Origin of the sequence: Pseudacidovorax intermedius (assembly GCF_003350475.1) — a bacterium.
GTDB classification, from domain to species: Bacteria; Pseudomonadota; Gammaproteobacteria; order Burkholderiales; family Burkholderiaceae_C; genus Xenophilus; species Xenophilus intermedius.
Genome location: NZ_QQAV01000005.1, coordinates 12,163 through 30,666, shown reverse-complemented (window position 1 = coordinate 30,666; position 18,504 = coordinate 12,163). Strand labels below are relative to the sequence as shown.

Below are 18,504 nucleotides of genomic sequence, written 5' to 3'. Positions count from 1 at the left end.
ACAAGCAAGGAGACAACCCATGGCCCTTTCCCGCCTCCGGCGCAGCGTCGCCGGCCTGCTGCTCGCGCTGCCCCTGCTGGCCGCGGCGCAGGACTGGAAGCCCGAGCGCACCGTCGAATACATCGTGCCCGCCGGTGCCGGCGCGGCGCTGGACACCGCGGCGCGCGAGATCAAGACCCTCATCGACCGCGACAAGCTGCTGCCCGTGCCCATGCTGGTGGTCAACAAGCCGGGCGGCGCCGGCATGGTGGCCATGGGTGCGCTGGCCGCCAAGCCGGGCGATGGTCACCTGCTGGCCACGCTGACGCATTCGTCGATCAACAACAAGCTGGTGGGCGAGGTGTCGCTGGGCTACGAGGACTTCACGCCGCTGGCCATCCTGTTCGACGAAACCATCACCGTCGCCGTGCGCGCCGACTCGCCCATCAGGAGCGGCCGCGACCTGGTCGAGACGCTGCGCAAGAACCCGGCGGCGCTGTCCATCGGCGTGGCCACCTCCATTGGCAATCACATCCATGCGGCCATCGCCAAGCCGCTGCAGGTGGCCGGGGTGGACATCGCCAAGCTGACGGTGGTGCCGTACAAGTCCTCGGCCGAGTCCATGACCAACCTGCTGGGCGGTCACCTGGACGTGGTCTCGGCCTCGGCCATCAACGTGGTGCCGCAGCTCAAGGCCGGCAAGATCCGCGTGCTCGCGGTGGCCGCGGCCGAGCGGCTGGGCGGCGACTTGGCCGGCGTGCCCACCTGGCGCGAGCAGGGCGTGGACGCGGTCTATGCCTCCTCGCAGGGGCTGCAGGGGCCCAAGGGCATGACGCCGGCGCAGATCGCCTTCTGGGAAGGCGTGCTGCGCCGCATCTCCGCCACGCCGGAGTGGAACGCCTTCCTCGCGCGCAACTACTGGCGCCCGCGCTTCATGGGCGCCGCCGAGGCCGTCAAGTACCTGGACAGCGAGGCCGAGGGCGCGCGTGCGCTGCTGGGCGAGCTGCACTTGTTGAAGAAGCAGCCATGAGCGGCCCGGTTACAGAGAAGGGCGGCGCGCTCGGCGCGCTGCGCCGGGTGCTGGTGGCCAACCGCGGCGAGATCGCCGTGCGCATCGTGCACGCCTGCCACGCGCTGGGCCTGGAGGCCGTCGTCGCCGTGTCCGACGCCGACGTGGGCGGGCTCGCCTCGCGCCTGGCCGGCGCCGAGGTGCGCATCGGGCCCGCGCCGGCCGCCCAGAGCTACCTGGACATCGAGCGGCTGGTGGCTGCGGCCGTGGAAAGCGGCTGCCAGGCCGTGCACCCCGGCTACGGCTTCCTGTCCGAGCGGGCCGGCTTTGCCCGAGCCTGCGCCCAGGCCGGCCTGGTCTTCGTCGGCCCCTCGCCCGAGGCCATCGAGGCGATGGGCGACAAGATCGCCGCCACCCGCATGGCCCTGGCCGCCGGCGTGCCGCGCGTGCCGGGTTCGGGCGCGCTGCCCGATCTGGCGGCGGCCGAGGCGGAAGCGGCGCGCATCGGCTATCCGGTGCTGCTCAAGGCCAGCGCCGGCGGCGGCGGCCGGGGCATGCGCATCGTGCGCGAGTCTGCGCAGCTGGCCGCGGCCTTTGCCAGCGCAAGCGCCGAGGCGGGCGCGGCCTTCGGCGATGCCACGCTCTATGTCGAAAAGCTGATCGAGCGTGCCCGCCATGTGGAGATCCAGCTGATGGGCGACCGCCATGGGGCGCTCGTGCACCTGGGAGAACGCGACTGCTCCACCCAGCGCCGGCACCAGAAGCTGATCGAGGAAAGCCCGTCGCCCCACCTTGTCGCGGCCACGCGCGAGGCCATGGCCCAGGCGGCGCTCGCGCTCGCGCGGGCGGTGCGCTACCACGGCGCCGGCACGGTCGAGTTCGTGCTGGACGAAACCACCGGGCACTTCTACTTCCTGGAGATGAATACGCGCATCCAGGTCGAGCATCCGATCACCGAGATGGTCAGCGGCCTGGACCTGGTGGCCGAGCAGCTGCGCGTGGCCGCGGGCCTGCCGCTGTCGTTCACGCAGCAGGACGTGCGCCTGCGCGGCCACGCCCTCGAATGTCGCATCAACGCCGAGGACCCGGCCAAGAACTTCCTGCCGCGGCCCGGCACCGTGACGCGTTTCGTCGCGCCGACGGGGGAGGGCCTGCGCTGCGACAGCCATGCGCACGACGGGCTGGTCGTCACGCCGTACTACGACTCGCTGCTGGCCAAGCTGGTGGTGCACGCCCCGACCCGCGGCGAGGCCATCGCGCGCATGCGGCAGGCCCTGGCGGAACTGGTGGTCGAGGGCGTGGCGACCACGGCCGGTTTCCACCGCGATCTGCTGGCGCATCCGGACTTCGCGGGGCAGGGGGTGTGGACGCGGTGGGTGGAGGAGGTGTTCGTGCCGCAGCAGCAGGCGCGGGCGGTGGCTCGGAGCTGAGCGCTCGATGGGGCGGCAGGCGCGCGATGCGCCGCCGGGCGTGCGGACATGGGCGATCGCAGACGCGCTCATGGCTATGCTTGCGCCAGGACCACGGCCGGCCAACGCGGTTGGTCACGGACGACACGCCAGACATTGCAGCGACAAGAACGATGAAGACCCAGTACTACACGGCCACGAGCCTGGATGGATTTCTTGCCACCGAGGACGACTCGCTCGACTGGCTTTTTGAACTGGGGAGCGTGAACGAGTCCAGCTATTCCGCATTCATCGCCCAAGTCGGCGCTCTGGCCATGGGCTCTTCGACTTACGAGTGGATGGTTCGCAACGCCGAGAAGGTGGCCGCCGAAATGGGTTCGCCGTGGCCCTATGCCCAGCCGGCCTGGGTGTTCACGAGCCGCACGCTCCCGGCCATCGACGGCGCGGACATCCGGTTCGTCAACGGCGACGTGCGAGCCGTGCACCAGGAGATGCAGGCCGCCGCGGGCGACCTGAACATCTGGATCGTGGGTGGCGGCGACCTGGCGGGCCAGTTCCACGACGCGGGTTTGCTGGATGAACTCATCGTCCAGATCGGGTCTGCCACCCTTGGCAAGGGAAAGCCGCTGTTTCCTCGCCGCGTGGTCGGTTCAGGCCTGCGCCTGCTTTCCGCTGACCGGATGGGCCCGGGCATGGCGGAGTTGCGGTACGAGGTGCAGCAGGCCGGGCGTTGATGCGATCTGCGCCCGCAGGTCGAAGCGTCGGAACGGGTCAGGCGCCTGTCACAGCGCCTTCGGGTCGAACGTCTGGTGGATGGGAGGCCCCGCCGGGCCCCCGTCTATCACCCAGACCGGAGGAAACTGATTCATGGATCGCGCTGTTTGGTTCCAAGCATCGCCCGAGGGCGCCAAGGCGCTCGGAGCGCTGCACCACTTCGTCAGCAAGGGCACCGGCCTTCCGAGCCTGCTGACGCATCTGGTCTTCCTGCGTGTGTCGCAGATCAACGGCTGTGCGCACTGCATCGACATCCACACACGGGACCTGCTCGCCGAAGGCATGTCGGTCGATAAGCTCGTGCTCGTTCCGGTATGGCAGGAGGCACAGTACCTGTTCACCGAGCAGGAGCGTGCCGCGCTGGCCTGGTCGGAGGAGGTCACCCGCGTGAGCGAGACGCATGCCAGCGACGACGCCTATGCGGCCGCGCTGGCCGTATTCGGCGAGAAGGATCTCGTCGACCTGACGCTCACGATCGCCACCATGAGCGCCATCAACCGCATGGGCGTGAGTTTCCGCATGAAGCCGCGGGCCAAGGCGTGAACCGCCGGACCGCCGCGGCTTCGGCGTTCGGCGTTCGGCGCCCGTGGGCTCGCGAGGTCCACGGCGTTGTCCTTGCCGAGGGGCACAAGCTGCCGGCGGGCTGCGCGGCGGCAGGGCAGCCGCGATTCGATGCGAGTCTTAAATTAGACATAATACACATTGAGTGATTCAAGACAGTACCGACAGCCCCGTCTGCACCCGGCAGCGCCCCACGGGCGCCGCCCCGTCCAGCCCTCATCCCGCTACGCCCACTCGGTTCCGCCCGGCCTTCTTCGCCTCGAACATGGCCAGGTCCGCCTCACGCATCGTCTCGGCCGGGTCGCCCAGGGCGCGCAGCGCGGCCACGCCGACCGAGACGCTGGTGCGGATCGCCTGGTCGGCCGTTCCCGGCAGGGACAGACGCTCCACCTCGGCGCACAAGGTCCGGGCGCGCGCAGCCGCCTCGTCCAGGCCGGCATCCTGGAGCACGATGGCGAATTCATCGCCGCCCGGGCGGGCCAGCACGTCGCCGGGCAGCAGCGCCGTTCGCATGCAGCGCCCCACCTCGGTGAGCACGCGGTCGCCCACGTCGTGGCCGAAGCGGTCGTTGATCGACTTGAAGCGGTCGATGTCCACCACGGCCACCGCATGCCGCGCGCCCTCGTCGACGGCCCGCTGCGCGCGCGACAGGACCGACTCGAAGTGCCGCCGGTTGGGCAGCCCGGTCAGGCTGTCGGTCTCGGCCCGGTCGCGCAGCTGGGCATTGAGCGCCATCACCTCGCCGTAGGCCGCCTGCAGGGCCTGGCCACGCTGCATGAGGTCGGTCACGTCGGTCCAGACCGAGGCGACGCCGCCGCGCCAGTCCTCCTCGGCGATGCGGAACCAGTGCCCGGTGCGGGCCTGCAGCGTCACCGGCCGGGGCAGCCGGCCGCCCCCCGGCAGCCCGCACAGGGCCTCGTAGGCCGGGTCGCCTCCGAATATCTCGGCAAACTGCCGCCAGAACGCGGCGTGGGTGCCGCGCGTGCGCACGTCCGGCAGCGCGGTCAGCACGTGCAGAAACATCTCTGAGAAATAACGCGCGTTGCTGTAGAGCAGCCGGCCCTGCACGTCATGGACGATGAGTCCCACATGGGCGACGGTGAGCAGTTCCAGCATGCCGCGGTCGCCGGCTGCGGCGCCCGCCTGCTGCTCCGCGGTGACGTCGTTCCAGATCTTGATGCGGCCGCCGTCCGGCTGCGGAAACATGCGCAGCTCCAGCCAGCGGCCGCCGTCCGCGCGCTGGTAGCGGACCGGCCCTTCCAAGGCACGATGGCGGCGCAGCGCCGCCGCGACGCCCTCTTCGATCTCCTGCGCGCTCGCATCGGGATGCTGCAGCCGCAGGAAGGGGCGCACCGTTTCCACGAAGTGCAAGCCGACCGTCAGCAGCGGTGCGACCTCTGGAAAGAACTCGGGGTAGCGCGCGTTCCAGCGCGTGATGCGGTCCTGCGCGTCATACACACACAGGGCCGAAGCCCCGTGGCACAGCAGCAACTGCGCTGCGACGTCGGCGGGCTCGGGTCGGGAGGTCTTCGGGCGCCGCGGCATGAAATTCGTGTCTTGTTTGCAAACATTTGCATTGCAGCACAGGGCTGAGCGCCTTCGGCCACAGACATTGCGCCGCATCGGAAATAGCATCTGTCCTGCTTGCATTTGTTTACATTCATAGCATGCTGTTGGTATCCCCTGACCACTTTCGGATGCCTGCGCGAATGAGAGAACAGCTGCGAGCCGCGAATACCCGTCGACAGTGGTTGCTCGGCTTCACCCTGCTCGAACTGATGATGGTCATCGGCCTGATCGGCGTGCTGCTGGGCATCGCCCTGCCGCGCTATGCCGACTACCGCGACCGCATGAAAGTGGCCGACGCGGTGCGCGACATCGGCGTGATCGCCGCCAAGCTGAGCATGTACGGCTTGGACAACAAGGGCTTTCCGGATTCGCTGGCACAGATCGGCTGGACCCAGCCCGACCCCTGGGGCAACCCCTACCAGTACCTGTCGATGGCCGACGCCACGGTGGGCCAGAAGCGCAAGGACCGGGCGCTGCATCCGCTCAACAGCGACTTCGACCTCTACAGCATGGGGCCCGACGGGCGCAGCGTGCCGCCATTGACGGCCCAGGCCAGCCAGGACGACATCATCCGGGCGAACGACGGCGCCTTCATCGGCAAGGCCTCCGACTACTGACGACGATGCCCCCGAACTGGCAGCGCTTTGCCGTCGTCTTCCGCAGCCGCTGGGGCTGGCGCATCTTCCTGGGCGCCTTCGTCATCGTCGCGCTGCCGCTGCTGGCGGTGTCGCTCATCTCCTACGAGCTGACCGACGCACTGCAGCGCCGTGCCACGCAGCGGCTGATGGCCGAGACGACGAAGGCGGCGAGCCTGAACCTGTTCGACCGCCTGCGCGCGGCCGAGCTGCTGCTGCGGGCCCGGGCGCAGGCCCAGGCCTCGGGCACCCCCAACGAGGCGCTGGAGCTGCAGGCCGCGAAGGTGTTCGAGGGCATCACGTCCCTGCGCGAGGCGCCCGCCCATGAACGCAGCGAAGTGTTGCTTCAGCCTCTGCCGGGCGGCATCGGCATGCGCCCCGTGATGCGCGTGGCGGCACCCGATGGCGGCGTGGTCGAAGGCCGCATGCGGCCGGAATACCTGCTGGAGAACCTGGCCAGCAGCAGCCACACGATCTGCCTCCAGAGCGAGCAGGCGCCCGGTCCGCACTGCCTCACGCCGCTCCAGGGCGACATGCTGGCACTGGCCCACACCCGCCCGCTGTACCTCGCGCCCGTGTTCGAGGGCGCCAACTGGCTGATCAGCGCCGCGCCGCAGCGCAATGCCTATCGCTTCCTGCCGCTCGGGACCGGCGCGGCCCTGGCCCAGGCCACGGGCCTGGCCTTCCTGCTGGCGCTGATCGCCAGCTCCTTCTACGCCCGGCGCATCACCCTGCCGCTGGAGACGCTGATCGAGGCCACGCGCGCCGTGCGCACCGGCGATTTCGGCCAGCGCGTCGATGCCTCGGCCATGACCGACGAGTTCCGCGAGCTGGCCGACTCCTTCAACGGCATGGTGGGCGAGATCGGTGCCGACCTGGCCTTCTCGCAGGTGCTGGCGCAGATGGACACCGCCATCCTCGCGCGCCAGCCGCTGCACGACATCGCGGCGCTGGCATTGCAGCACCTGGCGCAGTCGGCGCCGCAGCTGCAGTTCATGCTGCGCATCCATCCCAAGGACGGGGCGCCGCCGGAGGCGCTGGTGCTCGACGCCGGCCACCGGCGCCTGCGCCGCGCACCGCCGTCGCAGGCGTCGTCGCCCGTCGCGCCGTGGCATGTCGAGGTGCTGCCCGTGGCCCAGCGGCCGGACAGCACCTTCACCCTGCAGGTGGCCAGCGCCGATGGCGCCCCGTGGCCCGCGCGCGCCCGCCACGAGCTCGACGCCCTGTGCGCCCGGCTCGCCGTGGCGGTGCAGGCCGACGAGCGCGAGCGCCAGCTGGTGGCACGGGCCGTGGTCGACAGCCTCACCGGCCTGCTCAACCGCCTGGGCCTGGTCGACGCCGTGGACCAGGCCATGGAGCGCGCCGCGCGCCGCGACCAAAGCCTGGCCCTGGCCTTCATCGACCTGGACGGCTTCAAGGACGTGAACGACGCCTATGGCCACAGCGTGGGCGACCGGCTGCTGCAGCAGGTGGCCTACCGGCTGCGCACGAGCCTGGCCAAGGCCGACGCGCGCCTGGCCCGCATGGGCGGGGACGAGTTCGTGCTGCTGCTGTGCAACGAGCCGCCGGAGGCCCTGCCCGCGCTGCTGCACGGCGTGCTGGCGGCCCTGCAGCAGCCCTTCCGCATCGATGCGCTCGACGTGCAGATCGGCGCCAGCATCGGCGTGGCCGCCTTCCCCGACCACGGCCGCGACCACGAGACGCTGCTGAAGAACGCCGACGCCGCCATGTACGCCGCCAAGACGGGCGGGCGCAACCGCGTGGTCGACTACACGAGCACACTGAACGCGTCCACGGCCGAGCGACTGGAATTGCGCCGCAGCCTGGCCGGTGCGCTGGCGGCGGGACAGTTCTTCCTGCTCTTCCAGCCGCGCGTGCGTGCCAGCGACGGCGCGGTCGCCTCGGCCGAGGTGCTGCTGCGCTGGCAGCACCCGGTCAAGGGTCGCATCCCGCCCGATCGCTTCATCCCCATCGCCGAAGAGGCCGGCCTGATCGGCGAGATCGGCCTGTGGGTGCTGCGCGAGGCGATGCAGCAGGTCAGCCACTGGCGCATGCAAGCCAATCCACCGCTCACGCGGCTGTCGGTCAACCTCTCGCCGTTGCAGCTCGCGCACCGCGACTTCCTGCCGGAGGTGGAGGCCCTGGCCGCAGAGTTTCCGCAGGCGCGCGGCGCCATCGAGCTGGAGATCACCGAAGGCGCCTTCTTCCGCGACATCGAGGGCTGCGTGCACAAGCTGGGACGGCTGCGCGCCATGGGCTTCGACATCGCGCTGGACGACTTCGGCGTCGGCTACTCGGCGATGAGCTACCTGAGCACCCTGCCGCTGGACACGCTCAAGATCGACAAGAGCTTCGTGCAGGCCTTCGGCCGCCAACCCACGGCCTATGCCATCGCCTCCGCCATCGTGGCCCTGGCCACCGCCCTGGACAAGCGCGTGGTGGCCGAGGGCGTGGAGACCGAGGCGCAGGCGGCCATGCTGCGACAGCTGGGCGTGGACGAGCTGCAGGGCTATCTCTACAGCGAGCCGGTACCCGTGGCTGCGCTGACGCAGCCGCCCGACGGCGCCCGCGAGCCCGCATCGGTCGACAGCTAGCTTGCTCGAACCGTGAAGCGCAGCCCCGGGCCCGCGCCTCAGCGCCCGACGCGGCTGCTGTCGCGCACGACCAGCGTACAGGGCACGAGCGTGCGGGTGGCCGCCGCCGCCTCGTTGCGTGCGCCCGCCAGCAGGCCCAGCACGCGCCGGGCCGCCTGCTGGCCGATCTCGTAGCGGGCGGGGCGCAGCGTGGTCAGCGCAGGCCGCAGCCGCACCGAGATCGGTGCGTCGCCAAAGCCGGCGATGGCGGCATGGCGCGGCAGCGCGAGGCCCAGCGAAGGCGCCTCCAGGATGGCGCCGGCCGCCATGTTGTCGTTGGCGAAGACCAGCGCCTGCGGCCGGGCGGCAGGCGCCTGCGCGGCATGGGCGGCCATCGCGCGCGCACCCGCCTCGTAGTCGTCGTCGACCTCGGCCACGGCCACATCGGGCGGCAGGCCGGCGGCCTGCATGGCCTGGCGGTAGCCGGCGGCCCGCTGTTCTGCGCGGAAGTCCTGGCTCGCCCGCGGCAGCACGAAGCGGATGCGCGTCGCGCCCTGCGCCAGGAAGTGCTCGGCCAGCTGCACGCCCGCCTCGGGATGCGGAAAGCCGACCTGGTGGAAAGGCCGCCCCTCCACCAGCCCCCAGGCCTCCACCACCGGGATGTGGAGCGCCTGCAGCATGGCCTCGGCCGCCGGCGTGTGGTCGTCGCGCGTCAGGATCAGCGCGCTCGGATGCCATCCCGCAAAGGTGCGGATGGCCGACTCCTCCAGCTCGCGCGAGTACTGGGCATTGGCCAGCAGCAGCTGCAGGCCCGAGGCCTTGAGCTCGTCCGTCATGCCGTTGACGAGATCGGCGAAGGTGCTGCTCGCGATGTTCTGCATCACGGCGCACACCACGCGGCCGCGGCCCGAGGCCAGTCCGCCGGCCATCTGGCTGGGCACGTAGCCCAGGCGGTCCACGATCTCCTTGAGCCGCTCGCGCGCAGCGGCCGACACCTTCTCGGGCGCATTGAAGTAGCGCGACACGGTGATCGCGGAGACGCCGGCCAGGGCAGCCACGTCGTGGATGGTGTGCGTGCCCGCCTTGCGGCGCGGCGCGCGGGAAGCGGAGGAGGAAGACGACGAGGAAGCAGGCTTCATGGTTAGCACCGATGGCCGGCAAGTGGCCCAGGCGCCTAGACTAACAGTATGTTAGCGGTAACAGTTACCGCTGACATCCCCAATCAGGAGACTCCCATGCCGCTCGACCGCCGCCTGTTCGCCCAGCTGGGCCTGGCCGCCTGCGCTGCCTGCGCCCTGGGGCTGGCCGCCGCGGCAGAGTCCGCGGCCTACCCCACGCGGCCACTGACGCTGGTGGTGCCCTACCCGGCCGGCGGCGTGGCCGACCAGTTCGCGCGCAGCTTCGCGCAGGGGCTGTCCGAGCGGCTCGGCGAGCCGGTGGTCATCGACAACCGCGCCGGCGCCAACGGCAACATCGGCTCGGCCTACGTGGCGCGCAACCAGCCGGCGGACGGCTACACGCTGCTGCTCGGCTCGCTCAGCACGCTGGCCATCAACCCGCAGATCTACGCCAGCATGGGCTACGAGCCGCAGAAGGACCTGCAGCCCATCACCCTCACCCACCAGATGCCCAACGTGCTGCTGGTGGGCGCGCAGACGCCCTACCGCAGCGTGGCCGACGTGGTGGCCGCGGCCAAGGCGCAGCCGGGCAAGCTGGTCTTCGGCTCGGCGGGCAATGGCAACACCATGCACCTGGCGGGCGTGCTGTTCGAGAAGAACAGCGGCACGCAGCTGGTGCACGCGCCCTACAAGGGCGGCCCGCCGGCCCTCACCGATGTGCTGGGCGGGCAGATCCCCATGATGTTCAACAACCTGCCGGCTGTCACCGGCCACAGGCAGGCCGGCAAGGTGCGGGTGCTGGCGGTGGCCGACACCAAGCGCTCGGCCGTGATGCCCGACGTGCCCACCTTTGCGGAGGCAGGCGTGCCGGGCGTGGTCTCGGTGGTGTGGAACGGCATCCTGGTGCGACGCGGCACGCCGGCCGACATCGTGCAGCGGCTGAACCGCGAATCGGTGGCCGTGCTGCAGCAGCCGGCCTTCCGCCAGCCGCTGGAGGCCCAGGGCTACGAGGTACTGAACTCCACCCCCGACGAGTTCGAAGCGCTGATCCGCAAGGACGGCACCGCCATGCGCGCCCTGGTCAAGGACGCCGGCGTGAAGATGGATTGAAAGGACGACCCTTGCGACGCAGCATCGATCAATTGCGAAGCCAGCGCTGGTTCGCCAGCAACGACATCCGCGGCTTCGCCCACCGCCAGCGCATGCAACAGCAGGGCCTGGCGCGCGAGGAATTCATGGGCCGGCCCATCGTGGGCATCCTCAACACCTGGAGCGACCTCTCGCCCTGCCATGCCCACCTGCGCGAGCGCGCGCAGGCCATCAAGCGCGGCGTGCTGCAGGCCGGCGGCTATCCGCTGGAGCTGCCCGCCATGAGCCTGGGCGAGGTGATGGTCAAGCCCACCACCATGCTCTACCGCAACTTCCTGGCCATGGAGGCCGAGGAGCTGATCCGCAGCCTGCCGCTGGACGGCGTGGTGCTGCTGGGCGGCTGCGACAAGACCACGCCCGGACTGGTGATGGGCGCCCTGTCGATGGACGTGCCCGCCCTCTTCTGCCCGGCCGGGCCCATGCTCAACGACCGCTACCAGGGCCAGAGCGTGGGCGCCGGCACCCACACCAAGAAGTACTGGGAGAAGTACACCGTCGGCGAGATCGACCAGGCCGAGTGGATCGCGCTGGAGGCCCGCATGACGCGCGCGCCCGGCACCTGCAACACCATGGGCACGGCCAGCACCATGACGGCCATCGTCGAGGCCATGGGCCTCGCGCTGCCCGGCGCCAGCAGCATCCCGGCGATGGACGCCAGCCACACCCGCATGGCCTGGGCCTGCGGCCAGCGCATCGTCGAGATGGTGTGGGACGACCTCAAGCCCTCGCGCTTCATCACCCGCGCGTCCTTCCTCAACGGCGTGGCGACATGGATGGCGCTGGGCGGCTCGACCAACGCGGCGGTGCACCTGCCGGCCATGGCGGGACGCACCGGCATCCCGCTCGGGCTGGACGACTTCGACGCCATGGCATGCCGGGTTCCGGTGCTGGCCAACCTCTTCCCGGCCGGCGACCGGCTGATGGAGGACTTCTACTACGCTGGCGGCCTGCCCGCCCTGCTGCAGCGCATCGCCGGCGCGCTGGACCTGGACGCGCAGACCTGCACCGGTCGCACGCTGGGCGAGAACATCGCCGGCGCCGTGCCGCTGGACGACGCCGTGATCCGCCCACTCGACCAGCCCGTGGTGGCCGCCCCTGCCGACTGCCCCGAGGCCGGACTGGCCCTGGCCGTGCTGCGCGGCAACCTGGCGCCCGAAGGCGCGGTGATCAAGCCCTCGGCCGCCAGCCCGCGCCTGCTGCGCCACACCGGGCCGGCGCTGGTGTTCGACTCCAACGCCGACATGCTGGCCGCCATCAACGACCCGGCGCTCGACGTCACCGAGGACAGCGTGCTGGTGCTGCGCAACGGCGGCCCGGTGGGCGGCCCCGGCATGCCCGAGTGGGGCAACCTGCCCGTGCCCAAGAAGCTGCTGCAGCGCGGCGTGCGCGACATCCTGCGTCTGTCCGATTCACGCATGAGCGGCACGCATTACGGCACCTGCGTGCTGCACATCTCGCCCGAGTCCGCCGTCGGCGGCCCGCTGGCGCTGGTGCGCACCGGCGACCTGATCCGTATCGACATCGGCGAGCGCCGCCTGGAGTTGCTGGTGCCCGACGAGGAACTCGCCGCCCGCCGGCGCGACTGGACGCCGCCACCCCAACCCTACGTGCGCGGCTTCACCCGCATCTACCAGCGCGAAGTCACCCAGGCCCACCTGGGCTGCGACTTCGACGTGCTCGCCGGCAACGCCGCCACCCCCGAACCCCCCATCTACTGACACCGCGCATGCCTGCCTATTCCGACCTGCTCGACAACCCCTTCCGCCGCCGCCTGGGCCAACCCGGCGCGCCGCTCGGCACCTGGCTCATGGCCGGCGCGGCCAGCACCGCCGAGGCCATGGGCCGCGCCGGCTTCGACTGGCTGCTGGTGGACCTGGAACATGTGCCCATGGACGAGAAGGACACGCTCGCCGTGCTCCAGGCCATCGCCGGCACCGACGCCTGCGCGGTGGCCCGCCTGGCGGCCAACGACGCCGTGCTCTTCAAGCGCGCGCTGGACCTCGGCGCGCAGACAGTGATGGTGCCCTTCGTCGACAGCGCCGAGGCGGCGCGGCGTGCCGTCTCGTACGCCAAGTACCCGCCGCAGGGCGTGCGCGGCTTCGCGGCCGTCCACCGTGCCTCGGGCTACGGCACCGCGCGCGACTACGGCCAGCGCGCCAACGATTCGGTGTTCACCATCATCCAGCTCGAGACGCCGCAGGCGGTCGCTGCACTGGAGGAGATCGCCGCCGTCCCCGGCGTGGATGCGCTCTTCCTCGGCCCCGGCGACCTGTCGGCCAACATGGGCCACATCGGCAACATCGCCCATCCGGAGGTGCAGGCCGTCATCGCCGACGTGGCCCGGCGCTGCCGCGCGGTGGGCAAGCCCTGCGGCATCGTGGGGCCCACGCCGCAGATGGTGGGCAGCTTCGTGCAGCTCGGCTACGACTTCGTGGCCGTGGCCTCGGACATGGGAATGATGATGCGCCAGGCCACGGCCTTCATCGAGGCGATCCGTCCGTCGCTCGCCAAGGGCTTCGAGAGCAGCGTGTATTGACGCGCGACCGACACCAATCAAGGAGACAACGATGAAGATCCGACCGGCCGCCGTGCGCGGCCTGCTGTGGGCCGCCCTGGCCTGTGCCGCCGCCCTGCCCGCACAGGCTCAGCCCGCCTATCCCGACAAGCCCGTGACCATGGTCGTGCCCTTCGGGCCCGGCGGCACCTCGGACATCATGGCCCGCATCCTGGAGCGCCACATGGGCGAGCAGCTCGGCCAGGCCATGGTGGTGGACAACAAGGCCGGCGCGGGCGGCGCCATCGGCATGCTGCAGCTCATGCGGGCCCGGCCCGACGGTTACACCGTGGGCCTGTCGGTGATCGGCCCCGAGGTGCTGCAGCCCGCCATCCGCAAGACCGGCTACAGCCACCAGAACTTCGACCACGTCTGTCGCACCTATGCCGTGCCGCTGATGATGATGGTGCCCAAGGACTCGCCCTTCCAGAGCGTGGCCGACGTGCTGGCCTTCGCGCGCAAGAACCCCGGCACGCTCACCTACGGCTCCTCCGGCCGCGGCACGCTGCTGCACCTGGCCATGGAGATGCTGCTCGACAAGGCGCAGGCCAAGGGCCTGCACGTGCCCTACAAGAGCTCGGGCGAGATGGTCACCGGCCTGCTGGGCAAGCAGGTGATGCTGTTCAGCGAGACGCCCACCGTCTCCAAACAGTACGGCCTGCGGCCGCTGGCCGTGTTCGCCGAGCAGCGCCTGCCCGGCTACCCGGACGTGCCGACCATGGCCGAGGCGGGCTGGCCCATCACGGCCTCGATCTGGGGCGGCGTGATCGCGCCCAAGGGCCTGCCAGCGCCCATACTGGCCAAGCTGGAGTCGGCCTGTCAGGCCGCGCTGGCCGGCGAGGCGTACAAGACCGAGGCCCAACGCCTGGAGACGCCGCCCGCCTACATGGATGGCCAGCGCTTCGCGACCTTCGCCGCGCAACAATCCGAGGCCTACGGAAAACTCATCCGCGACCTGGGCCTCGCCGACAAGGACTGAGCCCCTGAGCCTTTCGGCGTCGGCCGAAGCGGGCTCAGCCGTCGAGGCTCCTGTGCCGGCCGCCGGGCCGACCTCCTCTCCCGCATGCCGCCCTCGCTCACCTCGCTCGCCGCCCTTCTCGGTTCGCCCGCCTCGCTGGCCCTGTACCTGCTGTGCGTCGCCATCGCCACCTTCGCCCAGACGCTCTCGGGCTTCGCCTTCGGGCTGGTCTTCCTGAGCCTGGTGGCCAGCTTCGACCTGGCCTCGGTGGCGGATGCGGCCAACGTGGCGACGGTGCTCACGCTGGCCAATGCCTGGGCCTATTTCCGCGCCCACCGACAGCCAGTGCCCTGGCCGCTGATGAAGCCGGCCATCCTCACGAGCTGCGTCGGCGTGGGCGGGGGCCTGGTGCTGCTGCACTGGCTGAGCGCCGGGGCCACCACGGCGCTCAAGCTGTTGCTGGGCGTGGTGATCGTGCTGTGCGCGCTGGTGCTGCTGCGCCGCGGCGCGGTGCGTGCCACGCTGGCGCCGCCGCGGCAGTTCGCGGCGGCGGGGCTGGTGTCGGGGCTGATGGGCGGACTCTTCGGCACCTCGGGGCCGCCCATCGTCTACCACCTCTACCGCCAGCCGCTGGCGCTGGACGTGGTGCGGCGCGGCCTGCTGCTGATGTTCGCGGCCAATGCGCTGACCCGCATCGCGCTGAACGTGCCCACGGGTGGCTTCTCGCTGCGGGCGGTGCTGCTGTCGGCCATCGCGCTGCCGCTGGTGCAGGTGCTCACGCGGCTGGCGTTGCGCCTGCAGCCGCACGTGCCGGCCGCGGCGCTGCGCTGGGGCGTGGCAGCGCTGCTGGTGGCCACGGGCGGTTCGCTCGCACTTGCGGCGCTGCACGCCCACTGAGACGGCCTGCGCGACGACGACCCTCAGGCACTGGCGCGCGGCGGCGCGGTCGATTCGCGCACGACCAGCGTCGCATCCACCTCGTGGTGCATCACGCAGGGCTGGCCGCTGAGCTGCTTGACCAGGTGCTCGCCGGCCCGCGTCCACACCTCGTCGGTGGGCAGGTGCATGGTCGTGAGGCTGGGCCGCAGGTGGCGGCTCCACTCCAGGTCGTCGAAGCCCATCACCGAGATGTCGCCGGGCACCTGCAGGCCGTGGCGCTCGACCTCCAGCAGCACGCCGTACGCCAGCACGTCGTTGCCGCAGACCACCGCCGTCGGACGCTCGGGGCAGGCCATGAGCGCCCGCGCGGCCTGGCGGGCATCGTCCAGGCGGTAGTGCACCTCGTAGTACCAGTCGGCGGGCAGCGGCAGGCCCTGCTCCTTCAGCGCGCGCCGCACGCCGGCCACGCGGGCCGAGGCACGGTCGTTGTGGGCCGACATGGCCGCCACCATGGCGATGCGCGTGTGGCCGAGCCCGATCAGGTAGCGCGTGGCGCGCCAGGCGGCGTCCTCGTTGTTGGCGCCGATGGAGGCATAGGGCTTGTCGGGGTGGTAGACGCCCACGTTCACGAAGGGCATGCGCTGGGTGGCCAGCAGCCGCCGCAGACCCTCGGTGTGCATGTCGCCGCGCAGGATCAGGCCGTCGACGCCGCGGCTGACCATGTTCTGCGCCTGGCGGAACTCGACCTCGGGGTCGTAGCCGCTGGTGGCCAGCAGCAGCAGGTAGCCCTGCAGCGACAGGTAGCGCTGCAGCGCCTCGATGCCGCGCGCGAACATGGCGTTGTCCACCGTCGGGATGATGGCGCCGATGGTGCGCGTGCGCCGCGACGACAGCGCCCGCGCCGCCGCGTCGGGGATGTAGCCGAGCGCAGCGATGGCCGCGTCCACCTTCAGGCGCAGGGCTGGGCTCACCGATTCGGGGCTGTTCAGCGCCCGCGAGATCGAGGCGGTGGACACGCCCGCGTGCTGCGCCACTTCACGGATGCCGACGGATTTGTTCTTCATCGATGAAACAGTTTACATAAAACAGGTACATCGGCTGAAGCACCGTTTTCAAGGGCAAACCCCAATAAAAAACACCCCCATTCCGCCAGCATCGCGGTTGATCGCCACTCGTCAATCACCCACAATTCTGTAAACGGTTACATCGCTTCGACCCGTCGGCATGGCCGACAGAACAAGGAGACATCCATGCGTTCCATCCACCGTCCCATCGCCGTGCTCGGCACGGTCGCCCTGGCCACGCTGTCGCTCACGGCGGGTGCCCAGGAGTTCAACTGGAAGAAGTACCAGGGCACCACGCTCACCTTCCTGGCCAACAACAACCCGGTGGCGGCGGCGCTGCTCAAGCACAAGGCGGACTTCGAGAAGCAGACCGGCATGACGCTCAAGGTGGACAGCTACCAGGAGCAGCAGATGCGCCAGCGCATGGTCACCGTGATGAACTCGCGCAGCGACGAGGTGGACCTGTTCATGTCCCTGCCCTCGCGCGAAGGCCTGCAGTTCGCCAAGGCCGGCTGGTATGCCGACCTGACCGACCTCATCAAGACCGCCGCCGCGCCCGACTACGACTTCGCCGACCTCAGCCCCGGCCTGGTGAAGGACGCCAGCTACAACGGCCGCGTGATGGGCGTGCCGCTCAACATCGAAGGCCCGGTGCTGTACTACCGCAAGGACCTGTTCCAGAAGTGCGGCGTGCAGCTGCCCAAGAGCCTGCCCGAGCTCGAAGGCGTGGCCGCCAAGCTCAAGAGCTGCGAGCCGGGCGTGACGCCCTTCGTCTCGCGCGGCCTCAAGCCCGCGCTGCCCTTCACCTACAGCGTATTCCTGCACAACTTCGGCGGCGACTACATGAAGGACGGCAAGTCGCAGTTGTGCAGCAAGCCGGGCCAGGAGTCGCTGGGCCTCTACGCCAAGCTGCTCAAGGACTACGGCCCGCCCGGCGTGGTGAACTACAGCTTCTATCAGATCAGCAGCCTGTACCGCGAGGGCAAGGCGGCGATGGCCTTCGAGTCCTCCAACGAGCTGCGCAGCGTGATGGAAGGCGGCGCCCGCCTCAAGGACACCGCGATCGCCGTGCTGCCCGCGGGCCCCGGCGGTTCGCGGCCCACGGTGATCGGCTGGACCATGTCCGTTTCGGCGTACAGCAAGAAGAAGGAAGCCGCCTGGTACTTCGTGCAGTGGGCCACCAGCCGCGCCGTGCAGGAGAAGCTGGCGCTGGACGGCGTGGCGCCGCCGCGCGCATCGGTGGCCAACGGCGCCGACTACAAGGCCTGGATGGACGGTGAGCCGGTGCGCCGCGAATGGGCCGCCACCGTCAGCGAGCTGGGCAAGACCGGCACGTCCGAGGTGGGCTACCCCATCGTGGCCAACCCGGCCTCGCGCGAGTACGTGGGCCAGGCCGTCAACGAACTGCTGCTGGGCCAGAAGACGGTGGCGCAGGCCTGCGCGGACGCCGACAAGCAGCTCGACGCGCTGATCGCGAAGGACTGATGGACGTGATCGCCGAAGACAGCCGCCCGCGGGCGGCCGGGAGCCCCTTCGCCTTCGCCCCGGGCCACCGCGTGCTGGTGGTGGGCGGCGCGGGCGGCATCGGCAGCGCCATCGCGCAGGCCTTCGTCGACGCGGGCTGCGAGGTGGTGGCCACCGGCGTGGACGAAGCCGCCCTGGCAGCCTCCGCGTTGAAGCCGGCCGCGCACCTGCGCCTGGCCACGCTGGACGTGACCCGCGACGACGACGTGGCGCGGTTGGTGGGCGAACTGGACGGCCTGCACACGCTGGTCAACTGCGCCGGCATCCTGGCGCGCTTCAAGGAGTTCGAGGTCGCCACCTTCCAGCGCGTGCTGGACGTCAACCTCACCGGCACCTTCCGCCTGTGCACGGCGTGCAAGCCGATGCTCGCGGCGCATGGCGATGCCGGCGGCGGCAGCATCGTCAACATCGCCTCGATGAACGCCTTCGCGGCGCTGCCGTGGATTCCGGCCTACTGCGCCAGCAAGGGCGGCGTGGTGATGCTCACCAAGTCGCTGGCGCTGGCCTGGGCCGCCGAGGGCATCCGCGTCAACGCGGTGGCGCCCGGCTACGTCGAGACGCCGATCAACGCCGAAGGCCGCCAGGACGCAGCCCACTACGAACGCATCCGCGCGCGCATCCCGCAGGGCCGCTGGGCCCAGCCCACCGACATCGCGGGCAGCGCGCTCTTCCTGGCCTCGCCGGCCGCCCATTACATGACCGGCACCGTGCTGGCGGTGGACGGCGGCTTCCTGGCCGGATGAGGAGCC

At 70.6% G+C, this 18,504-nt stretch carries 16 protein-coding genes; 13 read left to right on the top strand and 3 right to left on the bottom strand.

From position 1 onward, the window contains the following. Positions 1–19: 19 nt before the first annotated feature. From DFR41_RS14055 to DFR41_RS14040, 4 genes are all read left to right on the top strand, one after another. The gene (locus DFR41_RS14055) at positions 20–1,009 is read left to right on the top strand and encodes a tripartite tricarboxylate transporter substrate binding protein (protein ID WP_114803151.1); all 990 of its coding nucleotides are present in this window, start codon (positions 20–22) and stop codon (positions 1,007–1,009) included. Then, positions 1,006–2,418 (top strand): acetyl-CoA carboxylase biotin carboxylase subunit, encoded by a 1,413-nt coding sequence (locus tag DFR41_RS14050; RefSeq protein WP_114803150.1) that lies wholly within the window; start codon positions 1,006–1,008, stop codon positions 2,416–2,418. The genes DFR41_RS14055 and DFR41_RS14050 overlap by 4 nt, the downstream gene beginning before the upstream one ends. Positions 2,419–2,570: 152 nt before the next feature. Continuing rightward, the gene (locus DFR41_RS14045; protein WP_114803149.1) at positions 2,571–3,131 is read left to right on the top strand and encodes a dihydrofolate reductase family protein; all 561 of its coding nucleotides are present in this window, start codon (positions 2,571–2,573) and stop codon (positions 3,129–3,131) included. 133 nt (positions 3,132–3,264) lie between these two features. Continuing rightward, positions 3,265–3,714 (top strand): carboxymuconolactone decarboxylase family protein, encoded by a 450-nt coding sequence (locus DFR41_RS14040; protein ID WP_114803148.1) that lies wholly within the window; start codon positions 3,265–3,267, stop codon positions 3,712–3,714. 234 nt (positions 3,715–3,948) lie between these two features. Here the strand turns inward: DFR41_RS14040 and DFR41_RS14035 are convergent, their stop codons facing one another. Further along, entirely contained in the window at positions 3,949–5,277 is a 1,329-nt protein-coding gene (locus tag DFR41_RS14035; protein WP_170159372.1) for a sensor domain-containing diguanylate cyclase, read from the bottom strand. 164 nt (positions 5,278–5,441) lie between these two features. Between DFR41_RS14035 and DFR41_RS14030 the strand changes: the two genes are divergently transcribed. Beyond that, entirely contained in the window at positions 5,442–5,918 is a 477-nt protein-coding gene (locus DFR41_RS14030) for a prepilin-type N-terminal cleavage/methylation domain-containing protein (RefSeq protein ID WP_114803146.1), read from the top strand. Positions 5,919–5,923: 5 nt separating this feature from the next. Beyond that, positions 5,924–8,530 (top strand): putative bifunctional diguanylate cyclase/phosphodiesterase, encoded by a 2,607-nt coding sequence (locus tag DFR41_RS14025; RefSeq protein WP_114803145.1) that lies wholly within the window; start codon positions 5,924–5,926, stop codon positions 8,528–8,530. Between the two features lie 38 nt (positions 8,531–8,568). Here the strand turns inward: DFR41_RS14025 and DFR41_RS14020 are convergent, their stop codons facing one another. After that, the gene (locus DFR41_RS14020; protein WP_114803144.1) at positions 8,569–9,648 is read right to left on the bottom strand and encodes a LacI family DNA-binding transcriptional regulator; all 1,080 of its coding nucleotides are present in this window, start codon (positions 9,646–9,648) and stop codon (positions 8,569–8,571) included. A gap of 96 nt (positions 9,649–9,744) precedes the next feature. Here DFR41_RS14020 and DFR41_RS14015 point away from each other — a divergent pair, with 96 nt between their 5' ends. From DFR41_RS14015 to DFR41_RS13995, 5 genes are all read left to right on the top strand, one after another. After that, positions 9,745–10,737 (top strand): Bug family tripartite tricarboxylate transporter substrate binding protein, encoded by a 993-nt coding sequence (locus DFR41_RS14015; RefSeq protein ID WP_114803143.1) that lies wholly within the window; start codon positions 9,745–9,747, stop codon positions 10,735–10,737. 11 nt (positions 10,738–10,748) lie between these two features. Then, entirely contained in the window at positions 10,749–12,494 is a 1,746-nt protein-coding gene (gene araD / locus DFR41_RS14010; RefSeq protein WP_114803142.1) for an L-arabinonate dehydratase, read from the top strand. A gap of 8 nt (positions 12,495–12,502) precedes the next feature. Continuing rightward, positions 12,503–13,312, top strand: a complete 810-nt coding sequence (locus DFR41_RS14005; protein ID WP_114803141.1) for an HpcH/HpaI aldolase family protein — start codon at positions 12,503–12,505, stop codon at positions 13,310–13,312. A gap of 31 nt (positions 13,313–13,343) precedes the next feature. Further along, the gene (locus tag DFR41_RS14000) at positions 13,344–14,309 is read left to right on the top strand and encodes a tripartite tricarboxylate transporter substrate binding protein (protein WP_114803140.1); all 966 of its coding nucleotides are present in this window, start codon (positions 13,344–13,346) and stop codon (positions 14,307–14,309) included. An 84-nt stretch (positions 14,310–14,393) separates the two neighbouring features. Further along, on the top strand, positions 14,394–15,185 hold the full coding sequence (locus tag DFR41_RS13995) for a sulfite exporter TauE/SafE family protein (protein ID WP_114803139.1): 792 nt from the start codon (positions 14,394–14,396) through the stop codon (positions 15,183–15,185). Between the two features lie 23 nt (positions 15,186–15,208). Here the strand turns inward: DFR41_RS13995 and DFR41_RS13990 are convergent, their stop codons facing one another. Continuing rightward, the gene (locus tag DFR41_RS13990) at positions 15,209–16,231 is read right to left on the bottom strand and encodes a LacI family DNA-binding transcriptional regulator (RefSeq protein WP_017759030.1); all 1,023 of its coding nucleotides are present in this window, start codon (positions 16,229–16,231) and stop codon (positions 15,209–15,211) included. Between the two features lie 186 nt (positions 16,232–16,417). On the opposite strand from DFR41_RS13990, the gene DFR41_RS13985 reads away from it, so the two are divergent. Beyond that, a complete protein-coding gene (locus tag DFR41_RS13985) occupies positions 16,418–17,716 on the top strand; it encodes an ABC transporter substrate-binding protein (RefSeq protein ID WP_017759031.1) in 1,299 nt (432 codons plus the stop codon). Beyond that, positions 17,716–18,498, top strand: coding sequence for an SDR family NAD(P)-dependent oxidoreductase (locus DFR41_RS13980; RefSeq protein ID WP_114803138.1), 783 nt, complete (start codon positions 17,716–17,718; stop codon positions 18,496–18,498). The genes DFR41_RS13985 and DFR41_RS13980 overlap by 1 nt, the downstream gene beginning before the upstream one ends. Positions 18,499–18,504: the final 6 nt, after the last annotated feature.

Coding starts and splice junctions, on each gene's coding strand:
- DFR41_RS14055 (WP_114803151.1), top strand. CDS start 20: ATGGCCCTTTCCCGCCTCCGGCGCAGCGTCGCCGGCCTGCTGCTCGCG.
- DFR41_RS14050 (WP_114803150.1), top strand. CDS start 1,006: ATGAGCGGCCCGGTTACAGAGAAGGGCGGCGCGCTCGGCGCGCTGCGC.
- DFR41_RS14045 (WP_114803149.1), top strand. CDS start 2,571: ATGAAGACCCAGTACTACACGGCCACGAGCCTGGATGGATTTCTTGCC.
- DFR41_RS14040 (WP_114803148.1), top strand. CDS start 3,265: ATGGATCGCGCTGTTTGGTTCCAAGCATCGCCCGAGGGCGCCAAGGCG.
- DFR41_RS14035 (WP_170159372.1), bottom strand. CDS start 5,277: ATGCCGCGGCGCCCGAAGACCTCCCGACCCGAGCCCGCCGACGTCGCA.
- DFR41_RS14030 (WP_114803146.1), top strand. CDS start 5,442: ATGAGAGAACAGCTGCGAGCCGCGAATACCCGTCGACAGTGGTTGCTC.
- DFR41_RS14025 (WP_114803145.1), top strand. CDS start 5,924: ATGCCCCCGAACTGGCAGCGCTTTGCCGTCGTCTTCCGCAGCCGCTGG.
- DFR41_RS14020 (WP_114803144.1), bottom strand. CDS start 9,648: ATGAAGCCTGCTTCCTCGTCGTCTTCCTCCTCCGCTTCCCGCGCGCCG.
- DFR41_RS14015 (WP_114803143.1), top strand. CDS start 9,745: ATGCCGCTCGACCGCCGCCTGTTCGCCCAGCTGGGCCTGGCCGCCTGC.
- DFR41_RS14005 (WP_114803141.1), top strand. CDS start 12,503: ATGCCTGCCTATTCCGACCTGCTCGACAACCCCTTCCGCCGCCGCCTG.
- DFR41_RS14000 (WP_114803140.1), top strand. CDS start 13,344: ATGAAGATCCGACCGGCCGCCGTGCGCGGCCTGCTGTGGGCCGCCCTG.
- DFR41_RS13995 (WP_114803139.1), top strand. CDS start 14,394: ATGCCGCCCTCGCTCACCTCGCTCGCCGCCCTTCTCGGTTCGCCCGCC.
- DFR41_RS13990 (WP_017759030.1), bottom strand. CDS start 16,231: ATGAAGAACAAATCCGTCGGCATCCGTGAAGTGGCGCAGCACGCGGGC.
- DFR41_RS13985 (WP_017759031.1), top strand. CDS start 16,418: ATGCGTTCCATCCACCGTCCCATCGCCGTGCTCGGCACGGTCGCCCTG.
- DFR41_RS13980 (WP_114803138.1), top strand. CDS start 17,716: ATGGACGTGATCGCCGAAGACAGCCGCCCGCGGGCGGCCGGGAGCCCC.